Origin of the sequence: Streptomyces sp. NPDC050509, from assembly GCF_044457965.1 — a bacterium.
Classification (GTDB): domain Bacteria; phylum Actinomycetota; class Actinomycetes; order Streptomycetales; family Streptomycetaceae; genus Streptomyces.
On record NZ_JBITHL010000012.1, the window covers coordinates 80,577 to 104,335 of the forward strand.

A 23,759-nucleotide genomic window follows, 5' to 3' on the forward strand; every position below is an offset into this window, starting at 1 on the left:
TGTTGGAGCCTTCGTCGTTGTCTCGGCGCCCGGCTCGCCCCCTCGGGGGACTTCAGGGGCGGGCCGGGCCGTCAACAGCCGCACACACGTTGTTACGGGCGGCCAGTAACCAGACAACTCCCCTTCGCAGCAGAACAGTTAGGGCGATCAGAGGCTTAGACGGCGGAATGCCCTAGGGTGATTTGACTTCCCATTTACATGACGGACGGAGATCGTGACGCTACGGTGCGGGTATGGAAGCCACGCGTAATGCGGCTCTTGAGGTATGGATGGCCGAGCACGGGCATAGCTCCAACAGCCTGGCCGACGCCGTGAACGGGGCCCTTGAGCGACTTACCGGGCGGGCCGGCGGGCTGGACGGCTCATCGATCCGGTCCTGGAAAGCAGGCCGGGTCAAGTGGCCCAAATCAGCTACCCGCAAGGCCCTTGAGGACGTCACCGGCCTGCCCGCCATCGCTTTAGGGTTCGTTCCACGGGGCCGGACCTCGCTCACACCGGCCCCATCGCAGGAGGACTCCGACATGAAGCGCCGTACCCTCGTCGGCGGCATCGCTGCCGCCGCCGCAGCGGCAGCGATGCCCGGCACATCGCCCCGCCGTATCGGTATGAGCGACGTCGACCGTCTGCGGACGCGCTTCACCGAGGTCATCGCCAGTGACCACCGCCACGGCGGACAACTCGGCATCGAGCAGCGGGCCGCCACGCTTGCCGATGAGGCGCTGAACCTTCAGAACGCGGGCAGTGCCACCCAGCGCGTACGCAGCAGCCTGTACGCGTGTGCGGCGTCTTTCCGCTCCTCGGCGATGTGGGCGGCGATCGACGGCCGCCGCTACGACGACGCGAAGGGGCACATGCGCGAAGCGCAGGCCCTCGCCGAGATGTCCGGCGACCAGGCGATCAAGTTCCGCATCTGGAGTCACACGGGGACGATGTACCGGCACATGGGGCGCCCTGCCGATGCGCTCGCCGCCAACGATGTCGCCCGCAATCTGCACATCACGCGCCGTGACCCCCTGTTCGCGTCCCTGGGACATGCTCGCCAGGCCGCCACCTACGGCCTCACCGACAACGCCGCAGCCGTGGAGCGCTCCCTCGGCTGCGCCCAGGACGCACTCGAACGCGCCGATCCGGATCTCGCTCGGCCGCTGTGGATGGCTGCGGTCCACATCGGAGCAGAATTTGAAACACTCGCTCTCGCCGCGCACTTCCGCCTCGGAAACTTCGAACAAGCCGAAACGCATGCCCACCGGAGCCTGACACTGCTCCGCCCTCAGATGCGGCGCGACCGCGCCATCAACACCGCCCGGCTCGCCGCCGCCCAGCTCGGGCAAGGCGATGTCGAACTGGCCATCGCCACGGCGATGGATGTCCCCTCCGACATCGCTACCCAACACGCCCGGGTGACGCGCATGCTGCAGGAGTTCGGAGCCGCACTGCACGCCACCGCGCCGAGCAGCACCGCCGTACGGTCCTGGACCGAACACGCCTCCACCTGGAGGACCACCGCATAACCGCGGCGCCCGCCATCGAGTCTGCATACGTTCACCGCCCTCGCCCCCGTCTTCGGCGATCCCCTCGATGTGTACGCCGACGTGCGCGCCTCATGGTCCACCTGCCTAACAACGGGTCACGGCATTCGGCGAGCGTCTGGACCGGCACGGGGCCGAACCGGGGTTCATTGCCGTCCTCGGTTACGCGGACGGGCACCCGGTCGGCTACGCGTATGGCAACACGATCGAGCATGGTGACCGGTACTGGCAGCGCACCACACCGATGCCGGCGGATGAGTACACCGAGCGTCCAGCCGTGGCTCTGAAGGAGATCGGTGTACGTACCGCGTGGCGTGGCACGGGGACCGCGCGGCGCATCTTTGACGCCTTCCTCGCCACGCGCGAGGAACCGTACGTCACGCTCATGGTCAACCCGGCCGCCGGTGACGGGAAGGTGCACGCGCTCTACCGTTCGTGGGGGTTCGAAGGCATCGGGCAGAGTCAACCCTCGGCAGCCTCACCACTCCTCACCGTAATGATCCGCGCCGCCCGCTGACGCGCACAGCCACTCAGTCTTCCGTGGCTGTGCCCCTCAACAAGCGCAGGGCGCCCCGCTACGACGTAGGCAAGACGCTCAGACACCTCAAGATCCTCAAGGCCATCGGCAAGCCAGGCAGATCCTGTTGGGCAGAGAACAAGCTCAGCAAGTGGCCGTATAGCTCAGATCGTGGGCTGTCAGGGACGAGGGGGTCAGCCGCAGCCACACCGTGCCGCGCTGTTGATCGTCATGGAGGTAGCGGACGAAGCGTGAATCCCAGCGGGACTCATCCGTGCCCAGATAACGGACCAACTTGCGGCGCCCACGCGGGACGTCGAAGGGAACGAGTTCGGCACGGCCACGGGCGATGACCTGGCGGACAAGCCCCGTAGTGATGTCACATACATCCACCACCAGAACGATCCGCGCATCCGCGCGCACCCGGTGAAACAGCTTGGTCCACGGCCCGGTCAGAACCCAGAAGGCGCCCTCCTCCCACAGAAACCACACAGGCCGCACGCTCGGTCCGTCGGTAGCGATGCGCGCGGTGAGCGGCTGACCGAGGAAGGCGTCAATGTCAAAGGGAGGAGGCGTCACGTCTCCATGCTCGTTCCATTGACCACCGCCGAACACCCCGCCCTTCGGCCTGGATGATCAATTCCGTGCTCCCGTCGGCCGCCTCTCACTCCTCCTGAGTGATGACATGGATACGCCCGGCGGTTGACGCCCGTGGGGGCGGTGGTGAATGAGACTTGAACTCCGTTGCTTGAATGGGGAGTTCAAGTGGATCGATGGGATCGGGCCGGGCGGGTCGCGGCGTATGGGGCAGCGCTGGCGCTGACGCCTTACCTGCTGATCAAGGTGTCGTGGGTGGTCGGTTCGCTCTTGGGGCTGCTGCCGGTCGGGACCGGGTTCGGCACAGCGGAGTGGGTGGTACTCAACAGCGCCACGATCGGTATGGCAGGGATCGGGATCGCGGTGGCGCTCGCGCTGGTGCGGCCGTGGGGGATGCGCATACCGGCAGTGCCGTTGGCTTTCTGTGCTTGGGTCGGGACGGGGTTCCTCGTCCCGGTGTTGCCGTACGCCGTTCTCAGTTCGCTGCTGGGCTCGGAGGACGGCGATCCGAAGAGCGGGAGTGACGCGGGCCCGTCGATGCCGGCCTGGGAGGCCGCGCTGGTTCAGATCGGGTTTGTAGGCATGGGGCTGGGTCTGGCCATCGCCCTGCCCGCGTACCTGCGGCGGCGCTGGCCGGACGCGTTCGCGGGTCGGCTCGGGGACGGCGGAGAGGGCTCGCCAAGGGCGCTGCCATGGATGGCCGTGGTCGGCGCCGCAGTCGGTCTTGTCTGGCTGTACTGGGCGTTGGGCGGCACCGCAGGGGTCGCCCACCGCGGCGAGCGGGGCCTCGCTTGGCATGTGCTGTCCGGCGTCTTCGGGCTCTGGGCCTTCGTGGCGTCCGCCGCCACCTGCGCTGCCGTCCGAGGCCGGCCCGCACGAGTCCCCCGATGGGGCCCGATGGTGCTCGGCTGGCTCGGCTCGGGCTCGTTGTTCGCCTGGAACGGCTGGAAGCTTCCGTTCACCCTGTACCTGGCGGTCGCACAGCCGGCCGATGCGGCCCTGCCGGAAAACCTCGCGCTCGCGGCGGTCCTGCACCTTGCAGCAGTGGGGGCAGGCGCCGCAATGCTGCGAGCGCTCGTTCGTACGCGGCTGGTGTCAGCGAACTCGTAGCCGACCCTCTCCCGCGTGCCTCGCTCGGCAGGGTGAGCGCTTCACTCGAACTCAGCGAGCCGCATCACCTCCGGGCCGCCGTAGCGGTCGTATTGAAGGCGCTTCACGAGGCGTATTCGTTCGAGATCTCGGTGGCGTAGTTCTTCCAGAGCGGTTGCATGGTCTCGGCGTTGACCGGCTGCCCGGAATCGATCATGGCCTTGAAGTCGCGGAAGTACTGCACATACAGGTCCGGCGTGAAGGTGTTCAGCATGACCGCGTTCTCGTCGCCGACGTTGGCGAACGTGTGCGGCGCCCCGGTCGGCACAATGACCCAGGTGCCCGGCCCGGCGTCGTAGTGGTCCTCGCCGACGGTGAACCGGAAAGTTCCCGCCAGCACGTAGAAGCCCTCGTCATGCTGGGCGTGGCGATGCTGCAACGGGCTCGGGGTGCCCGGCGGAATGGTGACCTCGGCGAACCCCAGCCGGTGGTCGGTGTGCTCGCCGTTCTCCAGGATGCGGATCTGCTGCGCCCCGCTGCCGAGGATCTCGCCCTCACCGGGGCGGACGATGTTTACCTTCGCCACGACTTCTCCTAGTGCTCTTGCCTGCCTTGGTCACCACCATCCTTGTCCGGGCCGGCTGTGCGCGTCTTGGTCGTCTGTGCACGGTTGCTGGTCACCAGTGCACGGGCGTTGTAGCCGTACGTCGCCTTGAAGAGCTTGCTGAAATGGGTGGGATCGGAGAATCCCCACCGGGCGGCCACGGCGGTGACCGTACGTCCGCTTCCGGTCAGCTCGGCCCGGCAGCGCTCCAGGCGGCGACGGCGGATCAGGGCCGCGACGGTGAGCGGCTGGTCCTCGAACAGCTTGTGCAGCCGACGTACGGAGATGTTGTGGGCGGCGGCGATGCCGGGCGGGGACAGATCGGGATCGGCCAGCCGGGTCTCGATGTAGCCGGCGATCCGGCTCCGCAGCCACTCGTCCGGGGCCGGTTGTTCGTCGCCGAGCCGGGCCTCCAGTGCGACCGCGATCAGCTCGACGACGGCCGCCGCCGACCGCAGCGCCTCCGCCTCGCGGAACTCGGTCGCCGACCACGCCGACTCCCGGGCCAGCACGGAGACGAGAGCGCCCGGGCCGTGGCTGCCGTCGATGCGTACGCCGACAAGCCGGTCGATCTGCGCGGGCCGGATCCGAAGCTCCCGGCGCGGAACCAGGATGGTGACGTGCGCCGCGGCGGTGCTCTCGAACCGGAGCGTACGCGTGGGATCGAGCAGTACCAGGTCGGTCGGCCCGAGTTCGGCGTCGCCGCGCCCTTGCTCGATCCGCGTCCGGCCCCGGGTCATCACCTTGACCGCCAGGTTCTCGCCGTCGGAGGCGTCGCGCTCCCGCCCGATGCAGGCGCTCTCGGGCGTGTCGAGGGAGACCAGCCGCAGCGGACCGAGGTCACGGGTGGCGATCCGGCCCCGGAAGCCGGCCCCGGCCAGCTTGTTGACCAGCGGCGGAAACCCGCTGGCGGCCAGCTCGTCCTGGAACGACTCAAGGTTGCCGATCACCGGTCAATGGTAATGGCGACACTCCTGCTCAGGCACGGTGTTCGGCGGGGGGGGGGCGGGGGGGGTACAGCGGCGCCGGCCCGCATCTGCTCCACCAGGCTCTGGTGCACGCGGTGGACGGCTCGTTTTACGGCTGCGTGCCGACCTACGGGACACGCCCCGGGCCGAGCCCATCGGTGGACCTGGCAGATCCTGGTGGGCAGAGAATGGGCGGAGAACAAGCTCAGCCGACCACATGCCCGTCCAGCACGATCCGCCGCGGCGCCGCCAGCACTCGTACGTCCGCCCGCGGGTCCTCGTCGTACACCACGAGGTCGCCCGGGGCGCCCTCCTCCAGGGACGGGCGGCCGAGCCATGTGCGGGCGCCCCAGGTCGTCGCGGAGAGGGCTTCCAGGGGTGGGATGCCCGCCTTCGTCAGTTCCTCGACCTCGCCGGCGACCAGGCCGTGGGCGAGGCCGCCGCCCGCGTCGGTGCCGACGAAGACCGGGATGCCCGCGTCGTACGCCGCGCGCACGGTGTCGTAGCGGCGCTCGTACAGCCGGTTCATATGTGCCGACCAGCGGGGGAACTTCTCCTGGCCGCCCGCAGCGAGCGCCGGGAACGTCGCGATGTTGACGAGTGTCGGGACGATCGCAACGCCGCGTTGCGCGAAGAGCGGGATGGTGTCCTCGGTGAGGCCGGTGGCGTGTTCGACGCAGTCGATGCCCGCCTCGACCAGGTCGCGCAGGGCTGCCTCCGCGAAACAGTGGGCCGTGACACGGGCGCCGAGGCGGTGGGCCTCGGCGATGGCCGCCTCGACCTCGGCGCGGGGCCAGCAGGCGGTCAGGTCGCCCGCGTCGCGGTCGATCCAGTCGCCGACGAGCTTGACCCAGCCGTCGCCGCGCCGGGCCTCCCGGGCGACGTAGGTCACCAGGTCGGCGGGTTCGATCTCATGGGCGTAGTTGCGGATGTAGCGGCGGGTACGGGCGATGTGGCGGCCCGCCCTGATGATCTTCGGCAGGTCCTCGCGGTCGTCGGTCCAGCGGGTGTCCGCGGGCGATCCGGCGTCCCTGAGCAGCAGGGCGCCCGCGTCGCGGTCGGCGCGCGCCTGCTTCTCGGTGGTCGCGTCGTCCACCGCGCCGTGGTGGTCGAGGCCGACGTGGCAGTGGGCGTCGACGAGTCCGGGCAGCGCCCAGCCGTGGACCGTACGGACGTCACGGGCGCCGGCGGGCCGGTCGAAGGTGATTCTGCCGCCCACCACCCACAGCTCGTCCCTGACCTCCTCGGGGCCCACCAGCACCCGTCCCGTCACCCGCAGCACCGCGTGATCGCTCATGGGCAGCACTGTACGAGGCCGTGAGTACCCTCGACCGCGAGGGATTCCCCCCTCCGCCGCCACCCCGAAGAGAGCACCGCCGTGACACATCCCCTGCTGGACCTGCCCCCGCTGACCGCCGCACGCTTCGCCTCCGTGGAGCGCCGGGTGGCCGCCCTCCTTGCCACCGAGAACGATGTCGTGATCACCCAGGGCGAGGCCCTGCTCCCGCTGGAGGGGTGTATCCGAGGCGGCGCGGGGCCCGGCTCGACCGCGCTGAACGTGGTCACGGGGCCGTACGGGCAGACCTTCGGGAACTGGCTGCGGGACTGCGGCGCGACGGTCGTGGACCTGGTGGTGCCGTTCCACACCGCGGTGACCGCCGCCCAGGTCGAGCGGGCGCTCGCCGACCGTCCGGAGATCGACTTCGTCTCGCTGGTGCACGCGGAGGCGGCGACCGGCAACACCAACCCGGTGGCCGCGATCGGCGAGGTGGTACGGGCACACGGCGCGCTCTTCATGCTGGACGCCGTCGCCTCGGTGGCCGCTGAGCCGCTGCTGACCGACGCCTGGGGCGTGGACCTGTGCGTGATCGGCGCGCAGAAGGCGATGGGCGGGCCGGCCGGGGTCTCGGCGGTCGCGGTGTCCCCGCGCGCCTGGGAACGCTTCGCCGCCAATCCGCGGGCGCCCCGGCGCTCGTACCTCTCGCTGCTCGACTGGAAGGAGCGCTGGATCGACGCGGGCCGTACGGCGCTGCCGCACGCCCCCGCCCAGTTGGAGATGCTGGCGCTGGAGGCGTGCCTGGAGCGGATCGAGGCGTCGGGCCTGGCGGCGGTGACCGGGCGGCACGCCGCCGCCGCTGCCGCCACGAGGGCGGGCGCGCTGGCGCTGGGGGGCGGCCTGGCGCCGTTCGTCCACGAGGCAGCGGAGGCCGCGCCGGTCGCCACGACGCTGCGTACCCCCGCCGGGGTGGACGCCGGCGAGCTGGTCGCGAAGGCGCTGGCCGCCGATCCGTCGCTGCCGCTGGTCGCGGGTGGTGGGGGGCTGGCCGCGGAGATGGTCAGGGTGAACCACTACGGGGCTGACGCGACGCCCGAGGCGGTGCGCTCCTCGCTCGCGGCGCTGGGGGCCGTGCTGGCGGGCGCAGGCGTGGCGGTGGACCCGGCGGGAGCCGCCCGGGCCGCCGACGAGGCGTGGGCCGCCACCCGTACGGAGCAGTCCCCGGCCCGTACGGATCGCACGGACCCGTCCGAGAATTAAGGAAATCTCCAATAGGCGATGAATTAACGAATACGGGAAGCTGCTTTATTCAGCGCAGCTTCCCGTATTCTTCTGCCCGCTTTCCTTTGACCTAAACACCTGGGTTTCCGAGGCGCCGCAGAAGCGATTCCGGCCGGTCTCGCGAGCGTTACGGACATGTGACCGACCCCACAAAGACGGCCGATTTGCCCAAATATTTCCGGACATAGTACACCGAACCTTGGGAGGTTCGCCACTGCGTCCGCGCCCGCGCGATAACACAGAAACACATATCTCCCAACCCCTGCCGAAGATGCATCTTCCTCATTCGCTCGGTAAATTTAATTCCCATGACCGCCGCACAAGCAGACCTTGCAGGCGCCCGAAGCGAATTCAACCGACCCCTGACGATCGACGCACCACGAGTGGAGGACGGGGCCGCGATCTGGCGCATCGCCCGCGACTCCGAGGTCCTGGACCTCAACTCCTCGTACAGCTACCTGCTCTGGTGCCGTGACTTCGCCGCGACCTCCCTCGTCGCCCGCGACGACGGAGGAGTCCCGATCGCCTTCGTCACGGGGTACGTCCGGCCCGAGCGCCCCGAGGCGCTGGTCGTCTGGCAGGTGGCCGTCGACGCGAGCCACCGCGGACGCGGGCTCGCCGGCACCCTGCTGGACGAGCTGACCGTCCGGACCGCCAAGGAACTGGGCATCACGGCCATAGAGACCACCGTGACCCCGGACAACACCGCATCGGACCGTCTGTTCACCGCGTACGCGGCCCGCCACGGCGCGGAGCTGGAGCGCGAGGTCCTCTTCGACGGCGGGCTGTTCCCCGACGGGGTGCACCAGCCCGAGGTGCTGTACCGCATCGGACCGCTCGCTCCCTGAGCCCGTCCGACCCTGCTCCGTACGCACGAACACTCCGTACGCGCGAACACTCCGTACGCACACCGTCCGAGCAGGCACGCACCTGTACCCAAGCCCGGCGTACGTGACGCGCACGCCTCCCGAGCTTCCTTGTCGCACCTCCCATCGGCTGGAGATCCCCATGACCATCACCCCGCCCGCACTGAGCGTCTTCGAAACCCTCGAATCCGAGGTACGCAGCTACTGCCGCGGCTGGCCCGCCGTGTTCGACCGCGCGCAGGGCGCCCGTCTGACCGACGAGGACGGCCATGGCTACCTGGACTTCTTCGCCGGTGCCGGCTCACTCAACTACGGTCACAACAACCCGGTACTGAAACGGGCGCTGATCGACTACATCGAGCGTGACGGCATCACCCACGGCCTCGACATGGCGACGACCGCGAAACGCGCCTTCCTGGAGTCCTTCCAGAACGTGGTGCTCCGGCCGCGCGACCTCCCGTACAAGGTGATGTTCCCCGGCCCGACCGGCACCAACGCGGTCGAGGCCGCCCTCAAGCTGGCCCGCAAGGTGAAGGGCCGGGAGTCGATCGTCTCCTTCACCAACGCCTTCCACGGCATGTCGCTGGGGTCGCTGGCCGTCACCGGCAACGCGTTCAAGCGCGCCGGGGCCGGTATCCCGCTGGTGCACGGCACCCCGATGCCGTTCGACCACTACCTGGACGGGCAGACGCCCGACTTCCTCTGGTTCGAGCGGCTGCTGGAGGACCAGGGCTCCGGCCTGAACAAGCCCGCCGCGGTGATCGTCGAGACGATCCAGGGCGAGGGCGGCATCAATGTCGCGCGCCCCGAGTGGCTGCGCGCGCTGGCCGACCTCTGCCACCGCCAGGACATGCTGCTGATCGTCGACGACATCCAGATGGGCTGCGGCCGTACCGGCGCCTTCTTCTCCTTCGAGGAGGCGGGCATCACGCCGGACATCGTCACGCTGTCGAAGTCCATCAGCGGGTACGGGCTCCCCATGTCGCTCTGCCTCTTCAGCCCCGAGCTGGACATCTGGGAGCCCGGCGAGCACAACGGCACCTTCCGGGGCAACAACCCGGCCTTCGTCACCGCCGCCGCCGCGCTGAACACCTACTGGGCCGACGGGCAGATGGAGAAGCAGACCATCGCGCGCGGTGAGCAGGTCGAGCGCGCGCTCAACGCGATCCGCGCCGAGTCCACCGGCGACGTACCCGACATCCGCGGCCGTGGTCTGGTCTGGGGCGTCGAGTTCGCCGACAAGACCCGCGCCTCCGCGGTCTGCGCCCGCGCCTTCGAGCTGGGGCTGCTGCTGGAGACCTCGGGCCCGCAGAGCGAGGTCGTGAAGCTGCTGCCGCCGCTCACCATCACGGCCGACGAGCTGGACGAGGGGCTGCGGACGGTGGCCCGCGCGGTCCGCGACACCTCCTGACCGCTCGCCCCCGAAACCGACCGCTCGCCGCGGAAAACCTCAGGGCCCCGTAAACCTCAGAGCCCCCGTCCGTTCCGGCGGCCCGCACGGGCCGCCGGAACGGACGGACCGGAAACAAGCAGAGAGCACGACTGTCGAGAGAAAGGCGTCAACGCACCGTGATCGTTCGATCGTTCAAGGACATCGAGAACACCGACCGGCATGTGAGGTCGGCCTCCGGCACCTGGGAGAGCAAGCGCATCGTGCTCGCCAAGGAGAAGGTCGGTTTCTCGCTGCATGAGACCGTCCTGTACGCGGGTACGGAGACGTCGATGTGGTACGCCAACCACATCGAGGCCGTCCTGTGTGTGGAGGGCGAGGCCGAACTCACCGACGAGGAGACCAAGGAGACCCACTGGATCTCCCCCGGCACGATGTATCTGCTCGACGGGCACGAGCGCCACACGCTCCGGCCGAAGACGGACTTCCGCTGCGTCTGCGTCTTCAATCCCCCCGTGACCGGGCGGGAGGACCATGACGAGAACGGCGTCTACCCACTGCTGACCGAGGAGGGCTGACCATGACCACCACCACTCCCGTGCACACGACCGACCTGTACCCGACGCGCGGTCTCGGCGAGGTGACCACCCCGCGGCAGGACCCCGTCGTGTGGTCCGCGCCGGACGCGCCGGGTCCGATCTCGCCGACCGGCCTCGCGGGGTTCGAACGGGACGGTTTCCTCCCCGTCGACCAGCTCATCGGCCCGGACGAGGTGGCGCTCTACCGCGCCGAACTGGAACGGCTGATCACCGACCCGGAGGTACGTGCGGACGAGCGCTCGATCATCGAGCCCAAGTCCCAGGACGTACGGTCCGTCTTCGAGATCCACCGCATCAGTGAGATCTTCGCCGGACTCGTGCGCGACGAGCGGGTGGTGGGCCGCGCACGGCAGATCCTCGGTTCCGACGTCTACGTCCACCAGTCCCGGATCAACGTCAAGCCCGGCTTCGGCGCCTCCGGCTTCTACTGGCACTCGGACTTCGAGACGTGGCACGCGGAGGACGGGCTGGCGAACATGCGGACCGTCTCCGTGTCGATCGCGCTGACCGAGAACCACGACACCAACGGCGGCCTGATGATCATGCCCGGGTCGCACCGGACCTTCCTGGGCTGCGCGGGCGAGACGCCGAAGGACAACTACCGGCAGTCCCTGAAGATGCAGGGCGCCGGTACGCCCTCCAACGAGGCGCTGACCTCTCTCGCCGACCAGCACGGCATCCGGCTCTTCACGGGCAAGGCCGGCTCCGCGACCTGGTTCGACTGCAACTGCATGCACGGGTCCGGCGACAACATCACGCCGTACCCACGCAGCAATGTCTTCATCGTGTTCAACAGCGTGGAGAACGCCGCTGTCGAACCGTTCGCGGCGCCGATACGGCGTCCGGAGTTCATCGGGGCGCGGGACTTCACCCCGGTGCGCTGACACCTGCGGCATCCGCGGAGGCGAGGGGTGCGGGACCAGCCGTCATGACTGGTCCCGTGCCCCTCGCCTCCGTTCGTCCCGCGGTGCCCGCGCCGCGTTCCGTGCTGCGCGCCTCGTTCCGTAGTACCCGCGCCGAAAGGTCAGCTCTCCAGGGCCGGGTAGTCGATGTACCCCTGGTCGTCGCCGCCGAAGAAGGTCGACGGGTCGGGGGTGTTGTACGGGCCGCCGGCCTTCAGCCGCGCCGGCAGATCGGGGTTGGCGAGGAAGAGCCGCCCGAAGGTGATCAGGTCGGCCGTCCCGTCCTCGATCACCTTCAGCGCCTCGGCGCCGGTGCCGGTCTCGGTCCTGGCGGTCAGGACGAGCGTCCCCGAGTAGATCTTGCGCACGGTCTGGGCGAATTCGCGGGTGTTCTCGATCAGGCTGAGGTAGCCGAGGCCGAGCGGCTCCAGTTCCTGGACGAGCGCGGTGTACGTCGGCTCCGGGTCGGGCTCCTCGGTGCCCAGCAGCCCGATGGCCGGCGAGATCCGGATCCCGGTGCGCGCCGCCCCGATCTCGGCCGCGACGGCGCGGGTCACCTCGACGGCGAAGCGGATACGGCCCTCGACGGAACCGCCCCACTCGTCGGTGCGCAGATTGGTGTTGGGGGCGAGGAACTGATGGATCAGATAGCCGTTGGCGCCGTGCAGTTCGACCCCGTCGAAGCCCGCCTCGATCGCGTTGCGGGCGGCGGAGACGAAGTCGGCGACGGTCGCGCGTATCTCGTCGGAGGTCAGTTCGCGCGGGGTGACGTAGTCCTTGGGGCCGCCGTGCAGATAGACCTGACCGGGCGCGGCGACGGGCGAGACACCGACCGGCACCAGGCCGTCAGGGAGCAGATCAGGATGGCCGATCCGGCCGCCGTGCATGAGCTGGGCGAAGATCCGGCCGCCCGCGGCGTGCACGGCGTCGGTGACCTGCCGCCAGGCGTCGATCTGCTCCTGGCTGTGCAGCCCCGGGGTGTCCGGGTAGCCCTGGCCGATGACGGAGGGCTGGATCGCCTCGGTGATCAGCAGCCCGGCGGAGGCGCGCTGCGTGTAGTACTCCACCGTCGACGCGGTGGGAGAGTTCCCCGGGCCGAAGGCGCGGCTGCGGGTCATCGGGGCCAGCGCGACGCGGTTGGCGAGCTGCGTACCCGAGAGGTCGATCGGGTCGAAAGCGGTGGTCATGGAATCTCCTGGCGATGAGGACATCGGTAGACGAAGCGGGGAACACCGGCGTACGGTCGGCGTCCGGTGGCCGACCAGGTAGTCAACCCCGACTCGCCCCCGCTCATTCCTCGGTCCGGTACTCCTCAGTCCAGCCGGCCCGTCGACGCCATCGCGGCGAGGGCGATCAGCTCGGCCGTCCCGTCGAGCGCCGCCCCGTCGTCCGTGAGCCTGCTGGTGGCGATCCGTACATGGGGCAGGGCGTACGCGACGCAGAAGCGGCTGCCGGGTGAGACGGTGACGCCCCGCGCGGCCAGGGTGACCAGCGCGGACGCCTCGTCCGCCACGGGCACCCAGAGCATCAGCCCGTCCCGGTTCGCGGTGGGCACACCGCGCCGGGCGAGCCGCCCCGCGAGCCCTTCGCGCCGCAGGTCGTAGCGGTGGGCGGCGGCCTGTACGCACCGGGTCGCCGCGTCGTCGGTGAGGAGATGGGCGAGGGCGTCCTGGAGGATCCGGCTGGTCCACCCCGTACCGAACGTCCGCAGCACCCGTGCCCGTTCGACCACCTCCCGGGGCCCGCCGATCACCGCGATGCGCAGGTCGGGGCCGTACGCCTTGGAGTACGAGCGCACCAGGACCGTACGGCCGGGCAGGTGGGTGCCGATGCTGGCCACCGGGTCGGCGGCGAGCGGCCCGATGCCGTCGTCCTCCAGCACCATGACGTTCGGGGCGGTCTCCAGCACCTTCGCCAGCGCCGCCGCGCGCTCCTCGCCGACCGTCCAGCCGCAGGGCGCCTGCGCCCGCGACTGGTGCAGGAAGAGCGCGGGCCGACGCTCCAGCGCCTGGGCGAGGGAGCCGGGCAGCGGCCCCTCGGCGTCGCAGGCCACGGGCACGATCTGCGCGTCCAGCGCCTCCAGGATGTCCAGCAGCCGCGCTGCCGTCGGGTCCTCCACGGCGACCCGGTCCCCCGGCACGATCAGCGCCTGGCAGAGCAGTTGCACCCCTTCGTACCCGCCGCCCACCGCGGTCCACGCCTCCGCCTCGAACGGCCAGGTGTCCCGTACGGCGTCCAGCAGACCGGCGGTGATGGCCGTACGCGAGTAGTCGTTGAGCTGCGGGGTGCGCGCCCCGGCGAGCAGGGCGTCCGCCAGTTCGGGCAGCAGCGCCGGGTCGGGGGCCGCGACCGCGAGGTCCAGGGTGAGGTGGCTGCCGAGGTCGCCGACCCGTTCGTAACGGGCCGGGTGCGGGACGCTCGGCGGTCCGCTGACCACGCTGCCGCGCCGGCCCAGCGTCGTGATCATCCGGTGCCGGCGCAGGACCGCCCAGGCCTCCGCGACGGTGCCGGGGCTGACCCCCAGTTCGACGGCGAGGCCGCGCACCGTCGGCAGCGCGCTGCCCGGGGCCAGTTCGCCGGAGCGTATGAGGTCGGTCATGGCCGCCGCGACCCCCCGCGCGCTGGGGTCGACGATGCGCCCGGCCAGTCTGGCCGCGCCCTGCGGCCCCGCCGCCCATGCCTTGTCCACCGTTTCCGTCTCCCGCCTCGCCGACACGCTCCGTAGATTACGGCACGGAAAATTTATGTTCGGACACAAACCACATCTTGTTTGACCTATCGCTGAACAATAGTGTTCCAGCCATCGCAGGCCGAATACGGCTTGTTCGGCTTGATTGTGAACCATGCGCCAAGTGCACCAAAAGGCAAGGAGCGTCCGCTGTGTCATCTCCCGTGATCCATCTGGGACTGCGTGACTGGGACCATCTCGTACCGCTGGCCTCCGGCCTGGTGGACGTGGCGGGTTTCACGGTCCGGGTCGACTCGCGGGACGTCACCCCCGACGTACTCGCCGAGCCGGGACTCGACGGCGGCGAGACCTCGTTCAGCCGCTATGTGCAGGCGCGGGCGGCGGGTGACGACCGGCTGGTGGGGCTGCCCGCGTTCATCATGCGGGGGTTCCGCCACCGCTGCGTCCTGGTACGGGCGGACAGCCCGGTCCGTACCCTCGCCCAGCTCGCCGGGGCCCGGATCGGGCTCACCGGCTGGCCCGACTCCGGCAACACCTGGACCCGCGCCCTGCTGCGCGGCGCGGGCGTGGATCTGACGGGGGTGGAGTGGCGGGTGGGGCCCCTGACCGCCGGGGAGTCCGGAAAGGACCGGCTGGGCAGCAGGCCCCTCCCGTCGAACGTCTCGGTCCTGGCCGAGGGCGACTCGCTGGAGGAGGAGCTGGCCGCGGGCCGGCTGGACGCGGTCCTCACCCCGTTCATGCCGGCGGAACTCTTCACCTCCGCCAGCCGCTTCCGGCATCTCCTCGACGACCATCCGGCCGCGGAGCGCGCGTACTGGGAGACCACCGGATTCGTCCCCGGGATCCATCTGGTCACGCTCAAGAAGGAGACGGTCGAGGCCCACCCCACGCTGCCCGCCGCGCTGCTCGCCGCACTGGAGCGGTCCAAGCTCCGCTGGGTCGCGCGGCGCCGGCTGCTCACCGACACCACCCCCTGGCTGCTGCGTGAACTGACCGAGTCGGCACGGGTGTTCGGCGACGACTGGATGCCGTACGGGACCGATCCCAACGCCGAGATGACCCGGGCCTTCTGCGAGGAGCTGTACGCGCAGGGGATATGGCCGGAGCCGATCGACCCCCGCGTGGTCTTCCCCGACCCGGCGCTCGCCACCGCCCGCTGACCCCGCCGCCCCATCCACCCACTCCGGAAAGCCCACACCATGCGTATCGCCGTCGGACAGTTCGCCGCCACCCCCGACTGGAAGGACAACCTCGCCGCCTGCCAGGAACTCACCGCCGAGGCGGAACGGGGCGGCGCGGACCTGCTCGTACTCCCCGAAGGGGTCCTGGCCCGCTTCACCGAGGACCGTCACCGCATCCGTGAGGTCGCCCAGCCGCTGGACGGACCGTTCGTCACCGAGCTGCGCGCGGCCACCGCGGGGGGCCGTACCACCGTCGTCGTCGGCATCCACGAACCGTCCGACGACGGCCGCGTGTTCAACACGCTCGTGGCGCTGCGCGACGGGGAACTGATCGCCCGCTACCGCAAGATCCACCTGTACGACGCCTTCGGCGACCAGGAGTCCGCCCATGTACGCCCGGCGGACGAGCCGCCGGTGATCATCGAGGTCGCGGGCACCAAGGTCGGCCTGATGACCTGCTACGACGTACGTTTCCCCGAGCTGGCCCGGCTGCTCGTGGACGCCGGCGCCGAGGTGCTCGCCCTGCCCGCCGCCTGGGTGCGCGGCCCGGCCAAGGAGCGGCACTGGGAGGTCATGACCGCGGCGCGCGCCCTGGACAACACCTGCTGGGTCGCGGCGAGCGGGGAGTGCGGGCCCCGCAACATCGGCAACAGCCTGATCGTGGACCCCCTCGGCACCGTACGGTCCCGGCTCGCCGCGGTCCGCGGCCTGGCCTGGGCCGAGGCCGACCCCGACATGACGGCGGCGGCCCGCCGCACGCTGCCCGTCCTGGCCAACCGGCGCTTCGCCGTCGACCCCACCGTCCTTCCCCTCGGAGCGCACTGATGCGAGTGATGAGATCCCCGAAACGCCCAACGAGCCCGAAAACCCCCAGGAGTCGCCAGGGCGTGGCCGTGCTGGCCACCACCGCCCTCTCCTGTTGTCTGGTCCTCACGGGCTGCGGCGCCAACCCACCCCAGGCCGAGGGCGCCACCGACACCACCACCGGAACCACGGCCGAGGCCGCCGGGTCCCGGCTCACCGAGGACAAGGCGCTGCACGCGCTGCTGCCGGAGAAGATCCGCACGTCCGGCACGCTGGTCTCCGTCAACAACGGCTCCTTCCCGCCGTACGAGATAGCCGGTTCGGACGGTCACAGCCTCACCGGTGCCTCCGCCGACCTCGCCACCTCGCTCGAACAGCTCCTCGGGGTGAAGATCGAGCACGTCACCGCCGACGGTCTGCCCAGCGAGCTGACCGGCATCAAGGCGGGCCGCTACGACCTCGCGATCGGCCCCGTCGGTGACTTCGAGGAACGCCAGGGCGCCAACGACTTCGTCGACTGGGTGAAGGAGTTCGTCGTCTTCGCGGTGCCCAAGGGGAACCCGCGCTCCCTCGGCACCCTCGACGACACCTGCGGCCGGCGGATCGCGGTCATGGGCGGCGGCTCGGCGGAAGGCGTGATCAGGACGCAGTCCGAGAAGTGCGTCAAGGACGGCAAGGCCGCCGTGAAGATCCAGTCCTACAAGGACCAGCCGGGCTCCATCCTGGCCGTGCGCTCCGGACGGGCCGACGCGTTCTTCTCCTCGCAGGCGCCGCTCACGTACTTCGTGTCGCAGGCCAAGGGCGACCTCGAACTGACCGGCACCGGTCAGGCCAACGGGTTCAGCGACCTGTACCAGGGCGCCGTCGTCGCCAAGGACTCGCCGCTGCGCGACGTACTCCTGAAGGCGATCGGGAAGCTGATCGACAACGGCACCTACGGACAGATCATGAAGAAGTGGGGCCTGTCCGCCAACCAGATCGACAAGCCCGGCGTCAACCTCGGCGGCGCCGCCTGAACACCGTGAGGAGGTGGGCCGATCATGGCCACCACTGACGCTCCCCCGCCCATGACCGGTTCCGGTACCAGTACCGGAACCGGCCCCGATTCCGGAAGCCGCTCCGGCCCGGTCCCCACCGTGGACGTCGCCGGGGCCACCCCGGTCCGGCATCCCCTGCGCTGGCTCTCGGTCCTGGTCCTCGCGGTCCTCGCCGCCCAGCTCACGCACTTCCTGGTGACCAACACCAACTTCGAGTGGTCCACGGTCGGCAGCTACTTCGGCGCCCAGGTCATCGGCCAGGGCATCGCCACGACCGTCGAACTGACCGTGGTGGCCATGCTCATCGGCATCGTCGGCGGCGTACTCGTCGCGGTCGGCCGGATGTCGGAGAACCGGGTGCTGAGCGCGGTCTGCGGCGCGTACGTCTGGTTCTTCCGCGGCATCCCCGTCCTGGTCCAGCTCGTGTTCTGGTACAACCTGTCCGCGCTGCTGCCCAGGATCTCCTTCGGGGTGCCGTTCGGCCCCGAGTTCGTCAGCGGACAGACCAACTCGCTCATCACCCCGCTGCTCGCCGCCATCCTCGGCCTCGGGCTCAACGAGGCCGCGTACATGGCGGAGATCGTGCGCGGCGGACTGCTCGGTGTCGACCAGGGCCAGTCGGAGGCCGCGGCGGCGCTCGGCATGGGCCGGGCGCGGATCCTGCGGCGGGTCGTCCTGCCCCAGGCGATGCGGTTCATCGTGCCGCCCACCGGCAGCCAGGTCATCAACATGATGAAGGCCACCTCACTGGTGAGCGTCATCGCGCTGGCCGATCTGCTGTACACCGTGCAGTCGATCTACAACCGCACCTTCGAGACCATCCCGCTGCTGATCGTGGCCTGCCTCTGGTACCTGGTGATGACGTCCGTGCTGTACGTCGGCCAGTCGTTCATCGAGCGGTACTACGCGCGCGGGGCGACCCGTGACGCCCCGCAGGGGTTCTGGGACTTCGCCTTCTTCCGGCGCCGGAGTGCCGCGAGCACCGCCACCGCCGGGGCGCCCCTCGCCCCTGAGCAGGAGGAGAGGACACCATGACGAAGGACAGCCTGACGAAGGACAGTTCGACGAAGGGCAGCCTGACGAAGCCCGGGAAGGCCGGGAAGGCCGCGTCCACCGATGCGCACGACCAACCGCTCGTCGTGGCGCGGGACATCCACAAGCGGTTCGGCCACCTGGAGGTGCTGCGCGGCATCGACCTGGACGTCCACGCGGGCGAGGTGGTGGTGCTGCTGGGCCCGTCCGGTTCCGGCAAGTCGACGTTCCTGCGGTGCGTCAACCACCTGGAGCGGATCGACTCGGGGTCCGTCCATGTCGGCGGCCAACTGATCGGCCACCGCCGTTCCGGCAGCCGGGTCCACCATCTGCGCCCCGGCGAGGTGACCCGGCAGCGCCGCGACATCGGCATGGTCTTCCAGCACTTCAACCTCTTCCCGCACCTGACGATCCTGGGGAACGTCACGGAGGCCCCGGTGGGGGTGCTCCGGACGCCGAAGGCGGAGGCGCGGAAGACGGCGCTGGCCCTGCTGGAGCGGGTGGGCCTCTCCGACAAGGCCGATGCCTACCCGCGCCAGTTGTCCGGCGGCCAGCAGCAGCGGGTGGCCATCGCCCGCGCCCTGGCGATGCGGCCGAAGCTGATGCTCTTCGACGAGCCGACCAGCGCCCTGGACCCGGAACTCGTCGGCGAGGTCCTGGCCACGATGCGTGATCTGGCGCGCGACGGGCTCACCATGCTCGTGGTGACGCACGAGATCGGCTTCGCCCGGGAGGTGGCCGACCGGGTGGTGTTCATGGACGGCGGCCGGGTGCTGGAGAGCGGCACTCCCGAAGAGGTACTGGACCGCCCGTCCAACCCGCGGACCAGGGCGTTCCTCTCCCGCTTCCTCTGACCCGGCTCCGAATTCAGGGGGCCTCGGCGAGCACCTCCAGCGCCCGGTCCACGTCCGCGGTGGTGTTGTACAGGTGGAAGGCGGCCCGCAGCGACCCGGCGCGGACCGCGACCGCCACCCGGGCCCGCCGGAGCTCGGCGTGGCGGTGGTCCAGCCCCGGTACGCAGACGATGGCGGACTCCCCGGCGTCCACCGGTTCGTGGCCGAGGGAGGTCAGCCCTTTGCGGAAGCGGGCGGCGAGGGCGGTGGCGTGGGCGTGGATCCGGCCGACGCCGATCTCCTCCAGGAGGGCGAGGGACCGTTCGGCGCCGTAGTACGAGAGGAAGGACGGCGACTCGTCGAAGCGGCGCGCCGAGTGGGCCAGCTCCCCCACGGGCCCGTAGACGCTCCCCCAGCGGTCCTCGCCCGCGCCCCAGCTCGCGTGGATCGGCACCAGCCGCTCCTGCGCCTCCTCGGTCACGGTGAGGAAGGACGTACCGCGCGGGCAGCACAGGAACTTGTAGCCGGCGGTGACGGTGCAGTCGTACGCCCCCGCCTCCAGCGGCAGCCAGCCGGCCGACTGGCTGGCGTCCAGCAGCGTACGGGCGCCGTGCGCCGCGGCGGCCGACCGTACCGCCGGCAGATCGGCGAGCCTGCCATCCGCGGACTGGACGGCGGAGAAGGCGACGAGCGCGGTCTCCGGCCGTATCTCCTCGGCCAGCCGGTCCAGCGGGACGTACCGCGGCCGGAGGTCGCCCCGGACCGCGAAGGGCGTCGGGAGCGAGCTGAACTCACCCTCGGGCAGCAGGACTTCGGCGCCGGGCGGCAGCGAGGCGGCGATCACCCCGATGTGTACGGAGACCGAACCGCCGGCGGCGACCCGGTCGGCCGGGACCCCGGCGAGGCGGGCGAAGGAGGCGCGGGCCGCGTCCAGGACCTCGAAACTCCCCGGCCCGTCCCCGCCCCGCCCGGTCGCGTTGGCCTCGGCCAGCGCCTGGACCGCGGCGACGGACCGGCGGGGCAGCAGACCGCAGGTGGCGGTGTTCAGATACGTCATGTCCGGCGCGAACTCGTCACTCACCAGAGTCTCCATGCGCTCCACCCTGCAAGCCCGCCGTCCCCCGGTCAATCACGCGTTGCTGAAGGGTGGACCCCAGCGTTGCTCACGCACCGGCCCCGGCCTGCGTACGGCTGTCCCACGCCTGCTCCAGCGCCTGCGTGAAAACCTCGGCCGGCTGGCCCCCGGAGACGCCGTACCGCCGGTCGAGCACGAAGAACGGCACCCCGCTCGCGCCCAGCTCAGCGGCCTCGCGCTGGTCGGCCCGTACCTCGGCGGCGTACGCGTCGGGATCGGCGAGCACCCCGCGCACCTCTGCGTCCTCAAGGCCCGCCTCGACCGCGAGTCCGACCAGCGTGTCCACGTCGAAGACGGAGCGCTCCTCGGCGAAGTTGGCCCGGTAGACGAGGTCGAGGAGCGTGTCCTGGCGGCCACGGACCTTGGCGAGATGGAGCACCCGGTGGATGTCGAAGGTGCTGCCGTAGTCACGGCCGTCGACGCGGTAACCGAGCCCCTCGGAGCGGGCGTTGGAGGCGACGTGCTCCTCCATCTCGCGGGCCTCCGCACGGGTGCGCCCCGTCTTGGCCGCGAGCATGTCGATGACCGTCCCGGTCTCCCCCTTGGTCAGCCGGGGGTCCAGCTCGAAGGACCGGTGCACGACCTCGACCTCGTCACGGTGCGCGAAACCGGCCAGCCCCTTCTCGAACCGGGCCTTGCCGATGTAGCACCAGGGACACGCGATGTCGCTCCATATCTCCACACGCATGTGTCTGATTCCCTCCAGGGTCACGTTCGCCGCGATCGCGCCCCTTACGGGTGAGGCGACGCCGCTCTGCCGGTACGGAGGCACCCTCCGTACCCTGGGCAACGCCGCCCGGTCGGTGTCTCATTCCCTCGCGGTCATTGCCTCACAGCATGTGGTGGGGGACCTGGTGGATGTAGAAGGCGCCGCAGCCGTGGCAGAGCGGCTGTCCGGTGGGGGTGCCCCACAGGTCGGCGGACTGCGTGGCGGCGGCCGGGTCGAGGTCGCGTCCGCAGAGCGCGGTCGTCTCGCCGTCGCGTGTCATGTGCCAGACGAAGAACCGGGGTTCGGGGTCATGGGGCGAGGCGCCCTCCTGGTACTCCGCGCGCATTTCGTAGTCCATGGTGTATCTCCTGACCTGCGCCATGACCGGGGAACCGAGCCGGGACGGAAATGCCCCGTCCGGCGCAGCGGGCCGGACGGGGCGTTTCCGGGACGCCGGGGTCAGCGGCGCCGGAGGGGTCAGAAGAAGATGACGGAGCGCAGCTTGAGCCGTTCGGACGCGGAACCGCCGGGGCGCAGCGTGTAGTGCTCGCCGTCGCAGTCCGGTCCCGTGAAGACCCGCGCGGGGGAGGTGGTGCCGTTGCGCGGCGAGTGGGCGGGCGGTACGTACTCCCCGGCCGCCTCCGGGATCGTGATGCACGTCCAGCTCTCCGGGTTCACCAGCTCGCCGGGGCGGGGGTGGCCCGCGATGTCCGTGTAGACGTAGCGGAAGGTGCCCTCGGCGGCCGAGGCCGGCCCCGGGAGGGCGACGAGCAGGGTGAGGGCGCCGACGGCGGCGGCCAGGGTGGTGCGCAGACGCATGCGGGGGAACTCCTTTGTCGTGCGGGGCCTTGAGGCTGCACGACGCTTCCCGGGAGGACGGGCCTCCAGGCACGGAGTCACCCGAAAGCGCTCGCGGAAACGTTCCGTCCTCACCCGTACGGCGCAGCGCTCGTACGGAGCAGCGCCCGTCCGGAGCGGCGTTCCCCCGGTGGCGCGTGGGCGCCGGAACGTGCCGCGCCGGCGCCCGGAACGCGGCTGCCCCACCGCACGGACGCGCGGTGGGGCAGCGGAGCGGGAGGCTGGGCGGGCTCAGCTCTCCGGGCGGCCGTCGACGCGGCGCGGCAGGTCCAGCGGGTTCTCGTCGCGCAGCTCCGGCGGGAGCAGCGCGGCCGGCGTCGACTGGTACGAGACCGGGCGCAGCCAGCGCTCGATCGCCGTGGCGCCGACCGAGGTGGAGGTGGAGGTGGTCGCCGGGTACGGGCCGCCGTGGTGCTGCGCGGGGGCGACCGCGACGCCGGTGGGCCAGCCGTTGACCAGGACGCGGCCGGCCAGCGGGGTCAGCTCGGCGAGGAGTTCGGTGGCACCGGGCTCGGTGCCGTCGGCCTCCTCGTCGGCGAGCTGGAGGGTGGCGGTGAGGTTGCCCGGGAGGCGGGAGAGGACCGAGGTGACCTCGTCCGTGGAGGTGTAGCGGGCGACGACCGTGACCGGGCCGAAGCACTCCTCCAGCAGCAGGTCGTGCGGTCCCTCCGCGGTGAGCAGCTCGGCGGGCAGGGTCAGGAAGCCCGCGCTGACGGTGTGCTCGCCGCCCGCGCCGGGGGTGATGGGGGCGTCCACGCCGGGGAGCGCGGCCCGTTCGGCCACGCCCGCGACGAAGGCGTCGCGCATCCGGTGGTCGAGCATCACGCCGGGCTCGGTCTCGCTGACCGCGGTGGTCAGGGACTTGAGGAGCCGGTCGCCGGGCTCACCGGCGGGGGCCAGGACGAAGCCGGGCTTGACGCAGAACTGGCCGACGCCCAGTGTCATCGAACCGGCCAGTCCGGCGCCGATCTCCTCGGCGCGCCCGGCGGCGGCGGCCTCCGTGATCACGACGGGGTTGAGGGAGCCCAGTTCGCCGTGGAAGGGGATGGGGGTGGGCCGGGCGGAGGCCGCGTCGAAGAGGGCGCGCCCGCCGCGTACGGAGCCGGTGAAGCCCGCCGCCGACACCAGCGGGTGCCTGACCAGCTCGACCCCGGCCTCGAAGCCGTGGACGAGGTTCACCACGTCCTCGGGCAGCCCCACCTCGGCGGCGGCCCTGCGCAGCACGGAGACGCACAGCTCGGAGGTGGCGGGGTGGTCGGGGTGCGCCTTGACGACGACCGGGCAGCCGGCCGCGAGGGCGCTCGCGGTGTCGCCGCCGGGGACGGAGAAGGCGAACGGGAAGTTGCTCGCGGAGTAGACGGCGACGACGCCGAGCGGCACCTTGTAGCGGCGCAGATCGGGCCAGGGCGGGGTGCGGTCGCCGTCGGCGTGGTCGATGCGTACGTCGAGGAACGCGCCCTCGTCGACGACCTCGGCGAAGGCCCGCAACTGGGCCGTGGTGCGGGCGAGTTCGCCGGTGAGGCGGACAGGCCCGAGGGCGGTCTCGGCGTCCGCCGCCTCGATGACGTGCTCGCCCGCGGCGTCGAGCAGGTCGGCCGCCGTACGGAGCAGGGCGGCGCGCACCGTACGGTCCGCGAGCGCTCCCCTGACTGCGTGCGCGCCCCGTACCGCGCTGTCCACTTCCTCGGCCGTGGCCTCGTGCGCGACCTGCTCACGCGGCTTCCCCGTTCGGGGGTCGACACTCCAGACTGGTGCTGCTGCCACCGCGGCTTCCTTCCCTACTCACGAACGTACGGACCATTCACCGTCATCGGCTCCCGACCCGGAAACGTTCGGTATTCTGAACAGGGTTCCTGATAGTGA

At 70.7% G+C, this 23,759-nt stretch carries 23 protein-coding genes and 1 pseudogene; 13 read left to right on the forward strand and 11 right to left on the reverse strand.

From position 1 onward, the window contains the following. Nucleotides 1-233: 233 nt before the first annotated feature. Nucleotides 234-1,511, forward strand: coding sequence for an XRE family transcriptional regulator (locus tag ACIBJC_RS30550; RefSeq protein WP_399297990.1), 1,278 nt, complete (start codon nt 234-236; stop codon nt 1,509-1,511). Further along, nucleotides 1,508-2,046 (forward strand): annotated as a pseudogene (locus ACIBJC_RS30555) (GNAT family N-acetyltransferase). The gene ACIBJC_RS30550 and the pseudogene ACIBJC_RS30555 overlap by 4 nt, the downstream one beginning before the upstream one ends. Before the next feature lie 144 nt (nt 2,047-2,190). Here ACIBJC_RS30555 and ACIBJC_RS30560 read toward each other — a convergent pair. After that, nucleotides 2,191-2,625, reverse strand: coding sequence for a pyridoxamine 5'-phosphate oxidase family protein (locus ACIBJC_RS30560; protein WP_399297992.1), 435 nt, complete (start codon nt 2,623-2,625; stop codon nt 2,191-2,193). 186 nt (nt 2,626-2,811) lie between these two features. Here ACIBJC_RS30560 and ACIBJC_RS30565 point away from each other — a divergent pair, with 186 nt between their 5' ends. Next, on the forward strand, nt 2,812-3,753 hold the full coding sequence (locus ACIBJC_RS30565) for a hypothetical protein (RefSeq protein WP_399297994.1): 942 nt from the start codon (nt 2,812-2,814) through the stop codon (nt 3,751-3,753). A 103-nt stretch (nt 3,754-3,856) separates the two neighbouring features. On the opposite strand, the gene ACIBJC_RS30570 is transcribed toward ACIBJC_RS30565, so the two are convergent. The 3 genes from ACIBJC_RS30570 to ACIBJC_RS30580 all read right to left on the reverse strand — a co-directional run bounded on the left by ACIBJC_RS30570 (nt 3,857) and on the right by ACIBJC_RS30580 (nt 6,601). Beyond that, nucleotides 3,857-4,318: a cupin domain-containing protein gene (locus tag ACIBJC_RS30570; RefSeq protein ID WP_195888700.1), complete on the reverse strand. Its 462-nt coding sequence runs from the start codon at nt 4,316-4,318 to the stop codon at nt 3,857-3,859. Nucleotides 4,319-4,326: 8 nt separating this feature from the next. After that, nucleotides 4,327-5,286: a helix-turn-helix domain-containing protein gene (locus ACIBJC_RS30575; RefSeq protein WP_399297996.1), complete on the reverse strand. Its 960-nt coding sequence runs from the start codon at nt 5,284-5,286 to the stop codon at nt 4,327-4,329. A gap of 223 nt (nt 5,287-5,509) precedes the next feature. After that, nucleotides 5,510-6,601 carry an amidohydrolase family protein gene (locus ACIBJC_RS30580; protein WP_399297998.1) on the reverse strand — a complete coding sequence of 364 codons (1,092 nt, stop codon included), beginning with the start codon at nt 6,599-6,601 and terminating at the stop codon, nt 5,510-5,512. Between the two features lie 81 nt (nt 6,602-6,682). On the opposite strand from ACIBJC_RS30580, the gene ACIBJC_RS30585 reads away from it, so the two are divergent. The 5 genes from ACIBJC_RS30585 (at nt 6,683) to thpD (ending at nt 11,600) form a co-directional block, all read left to right on the forward strand. Continuing rightward, complete coding sequence (locus ACIBJC_RS30585; protein WP_399298000.1) at nt 6,683-7,840, forward strand: pyridoxal-phosphate-dependent aminotransferase family protein; 1,158 nt, start codon at nt 6,683-6,685, stop codon at nt 7,838-7,840. 329 nt (nt 7,841-8,169) lie between these two features. Beyond that, nucleotides 8,170-8,709 (forward strand): diaminobutyrate acetyltransferase, encoded by a 540-nt coding sequence (ectA, locus tag ACIBJC_RS30590; protein WP_399298002.1) that lies wholly within the window; start codon nt 8,170-8,172, stop codon nt 8,707-8,709. Between the two features lie 160 nt (nt 8,710-8,869). Further along, nucleotides 8,870-10,138 carry a diaminobutyrate--2-oxoglutarate transaminase gene (gene ectB, locus ACIBJC_RS30595; RefSeq protein ID WP_399298004.1) on the forward strand — a complete coding sequence of 423 codons (1,269 nt, stop codon included), beginning with the start codon at nt 8,870-8,872 and terminating at the stop codon, nt 10,136-10,138. A gap of 158 nt (nt 10,139-10,296) precedes the next feature. Beyond that, a complete protein-coding gene (locus tag ACIBJC_RS30600) occupies nt 10,297-10,695 on the forward strand; it encodes an ectoine synthase (protein ID WP_329826210.1) in 399 nt (132 codons plus the stop codon). 2 nt (nt 10,696-10,697) lie between these two features. Continuing rightward, nucleotides 10,698-11,600 carry an ectoine hydroxylase gene (gene thpD / locus ACIBJC_RS30605; protein ID WP_399298007.1) on the forward strand — a complete coding sequence of 301 codons (903 nt, stop codon included), beginning with the start codon at nt 10,698-10,700 and terminating at the stop codon, nt 11,598-11,600. A gap of 140 nt (nt 11,601-11,740) precedes the next feature. On the opposite strand, the gene ACIBJC_RS30610 is transcribed toward thpD, so the two are convergent. Beyond that, nucleotides 11,741-12,805, reverse strand: a complete 1,065-nt coding sequence (locus ACIBJC_RS30610) for an alkene reductase (protein ID WP_399298009.1) — start codon at nt 12,803-12,805, stop codon at nt 11,741-11,743. A gap of 125 nt (nt 12,806-12,930) precedes the next feature. After that, a complete protein-coding gene (locus ACIBJC_RS30615; RefSeq protein ID WP_399298011.1) occupies nt 12,931-14,334 on the reverse strand; it encodes an aminotransferase class I/II-fold pyridoxal phosphate-dependent enzyme in 1,404 nt (467 codons plus the stop codon). A gap of 164 nt (nt 14,335-14,498) precedes the next feature. On the opposite strand from ACIBJC_RS30615, the gene ACIBJC_RS30620 reads away from it, so the two are divergent. The 5 genes from ACIBJC_RS30620 (at nt 14,499) to ACIBJC_RS30640 (ending at nt 19,215) form a co-directional block, all read left to right on the forward strand. Beyond that, nucleotides 14,499-15,467, forward strand: coding sequence for a hypothetical protein (locus ACIBJC_RS30620; RefSeq protein ID WP_399298013.1), 969 nt, complete (start codon nt 14,499-14,501; stop codon nt 15,465-15,467). 39 nt (nt 15,468-15,506) lie between these two features. After that, a complete protein-coding gene (locus tag ACIBJC_RS30625; RefSeq protein ID WP_399298015.1) occupies nt 15,507-16,313 on the forward strand; it encodes a deaminated glutathione amidase in 807 nt (268 codons plus the stop codon). A gap of 62 nt (nt 16,314-16,375) precedes the next feature. Next, nucleotides 16,376-17,308 carry an ABC transporter substrate-binding protein gene (locus ACIBJC_RS30630; RefSeq protein ID WP_399298017.1) on the forward strand — a complete coding sequence of 311 codons (933 nt, stop codon included), beginning with the start codon at nt 16,376-16,378 and terminating at the stop codon, nt 17,306-17,308. Between the two features lie 24 nt (nt 17,309-17,332). After that, complete coding sequence (locus ACIBJC_RS30635; protein WP_399298019.1) at nt 17,333-18,364, forward strand: amino acid ABC transporter permease; 1,032 nt, start codon at nt 17,333-17,335, stop codon at nt 18,362-18,364. Continuing rightward, nucleotides 18,361-19,215, forward strand: a complete 855-nt coding sequence (locus tag ACIBJC_RS30640; RefSeq protein ID WP_399298021.1) for an amino acid ABC transporter ATP-binding protein — start codon at nt 18,361-18,363, stop codon at nt 19,213-19,215. Before ACIBJC_RS30635 ends, ACIBJC_RS30640 begins: the two co-directional genes overlap by 4 nt. 13 nt (nt 19,216-19,228) lie before the next feature. Here ACIBJC_RS30640 and ACIBJC_RS30645 read toward each other — a convergent pair whose 3' ends face one another. The 5 genes from ACIBJC_RS30645 to ACIBJC_RS30665 form a co-directional block, all read right to left on the reverse strand. Then, a complete protein-coding gene (locus tag ACIBJC_RS30645) occupies nt 19,229-20,287 on the reverse strand; it encodes an aminotransferase class V-fold PLP-dependent enzyme (protein WP_399298023.1) in 1,059 nt (352 codons plus the stop codon). Between the two features lie 70 nt (nt 20,288-20,357). Beyond that, nucleotides 20,358-21,017 carry a DsbA family oxidoreductase gene (locus ACIBJC_RS30650; RefSeq protein WP_399298025.1) on the reverse strand — a complete coding sequence of 220 codons (660 nt, stop codon included), beginning with the start codon at nt 21,015-21,017 and terminating at the stop codon, nt 20,358-20,360. A gap of 142 nt (nt 21,018-21,159) precedes the next feature. Further along, nucleotides 21,160-21,396 carry a hypothetical protein gene (locus tag ACIBJC_RS30655; RefSeq protein WP_399298027.1) on the reverse strand — a complete coding sequence of 79 codons (237 nt, stop codon included), beginning with the start codon at nt 21,394-21,396 and terminating at the stop codon, nt 21,160-21,162. A gap of 119 nt (nt 21,397-21,515) precedes the next feature. Further along, entirely contained in the window at nt 21,516-21,857 is a 342-nt protein-coding gene (locus ACIBJC_RS30660) for a hypothetical protein (RefSeq protein WP_399298029.1), read from the reverse strand. A 270-nt stretch (nt 21,858-22,127) separates the two neighbouring features. Beyond that, complete coding sequence (locus ACIBJC_RS30665; protein ID WP_399298031.1) at nt 22,128-23,660, reverse strand: aldehyde dehydrogenase (NADP(+)); 1,533 nt, start codon at nt 23,658-23,660, stop codon at nt 22,128-22,130. Nucleotides 23,661-23,759 lie beyond the last annotated feature (99 nt).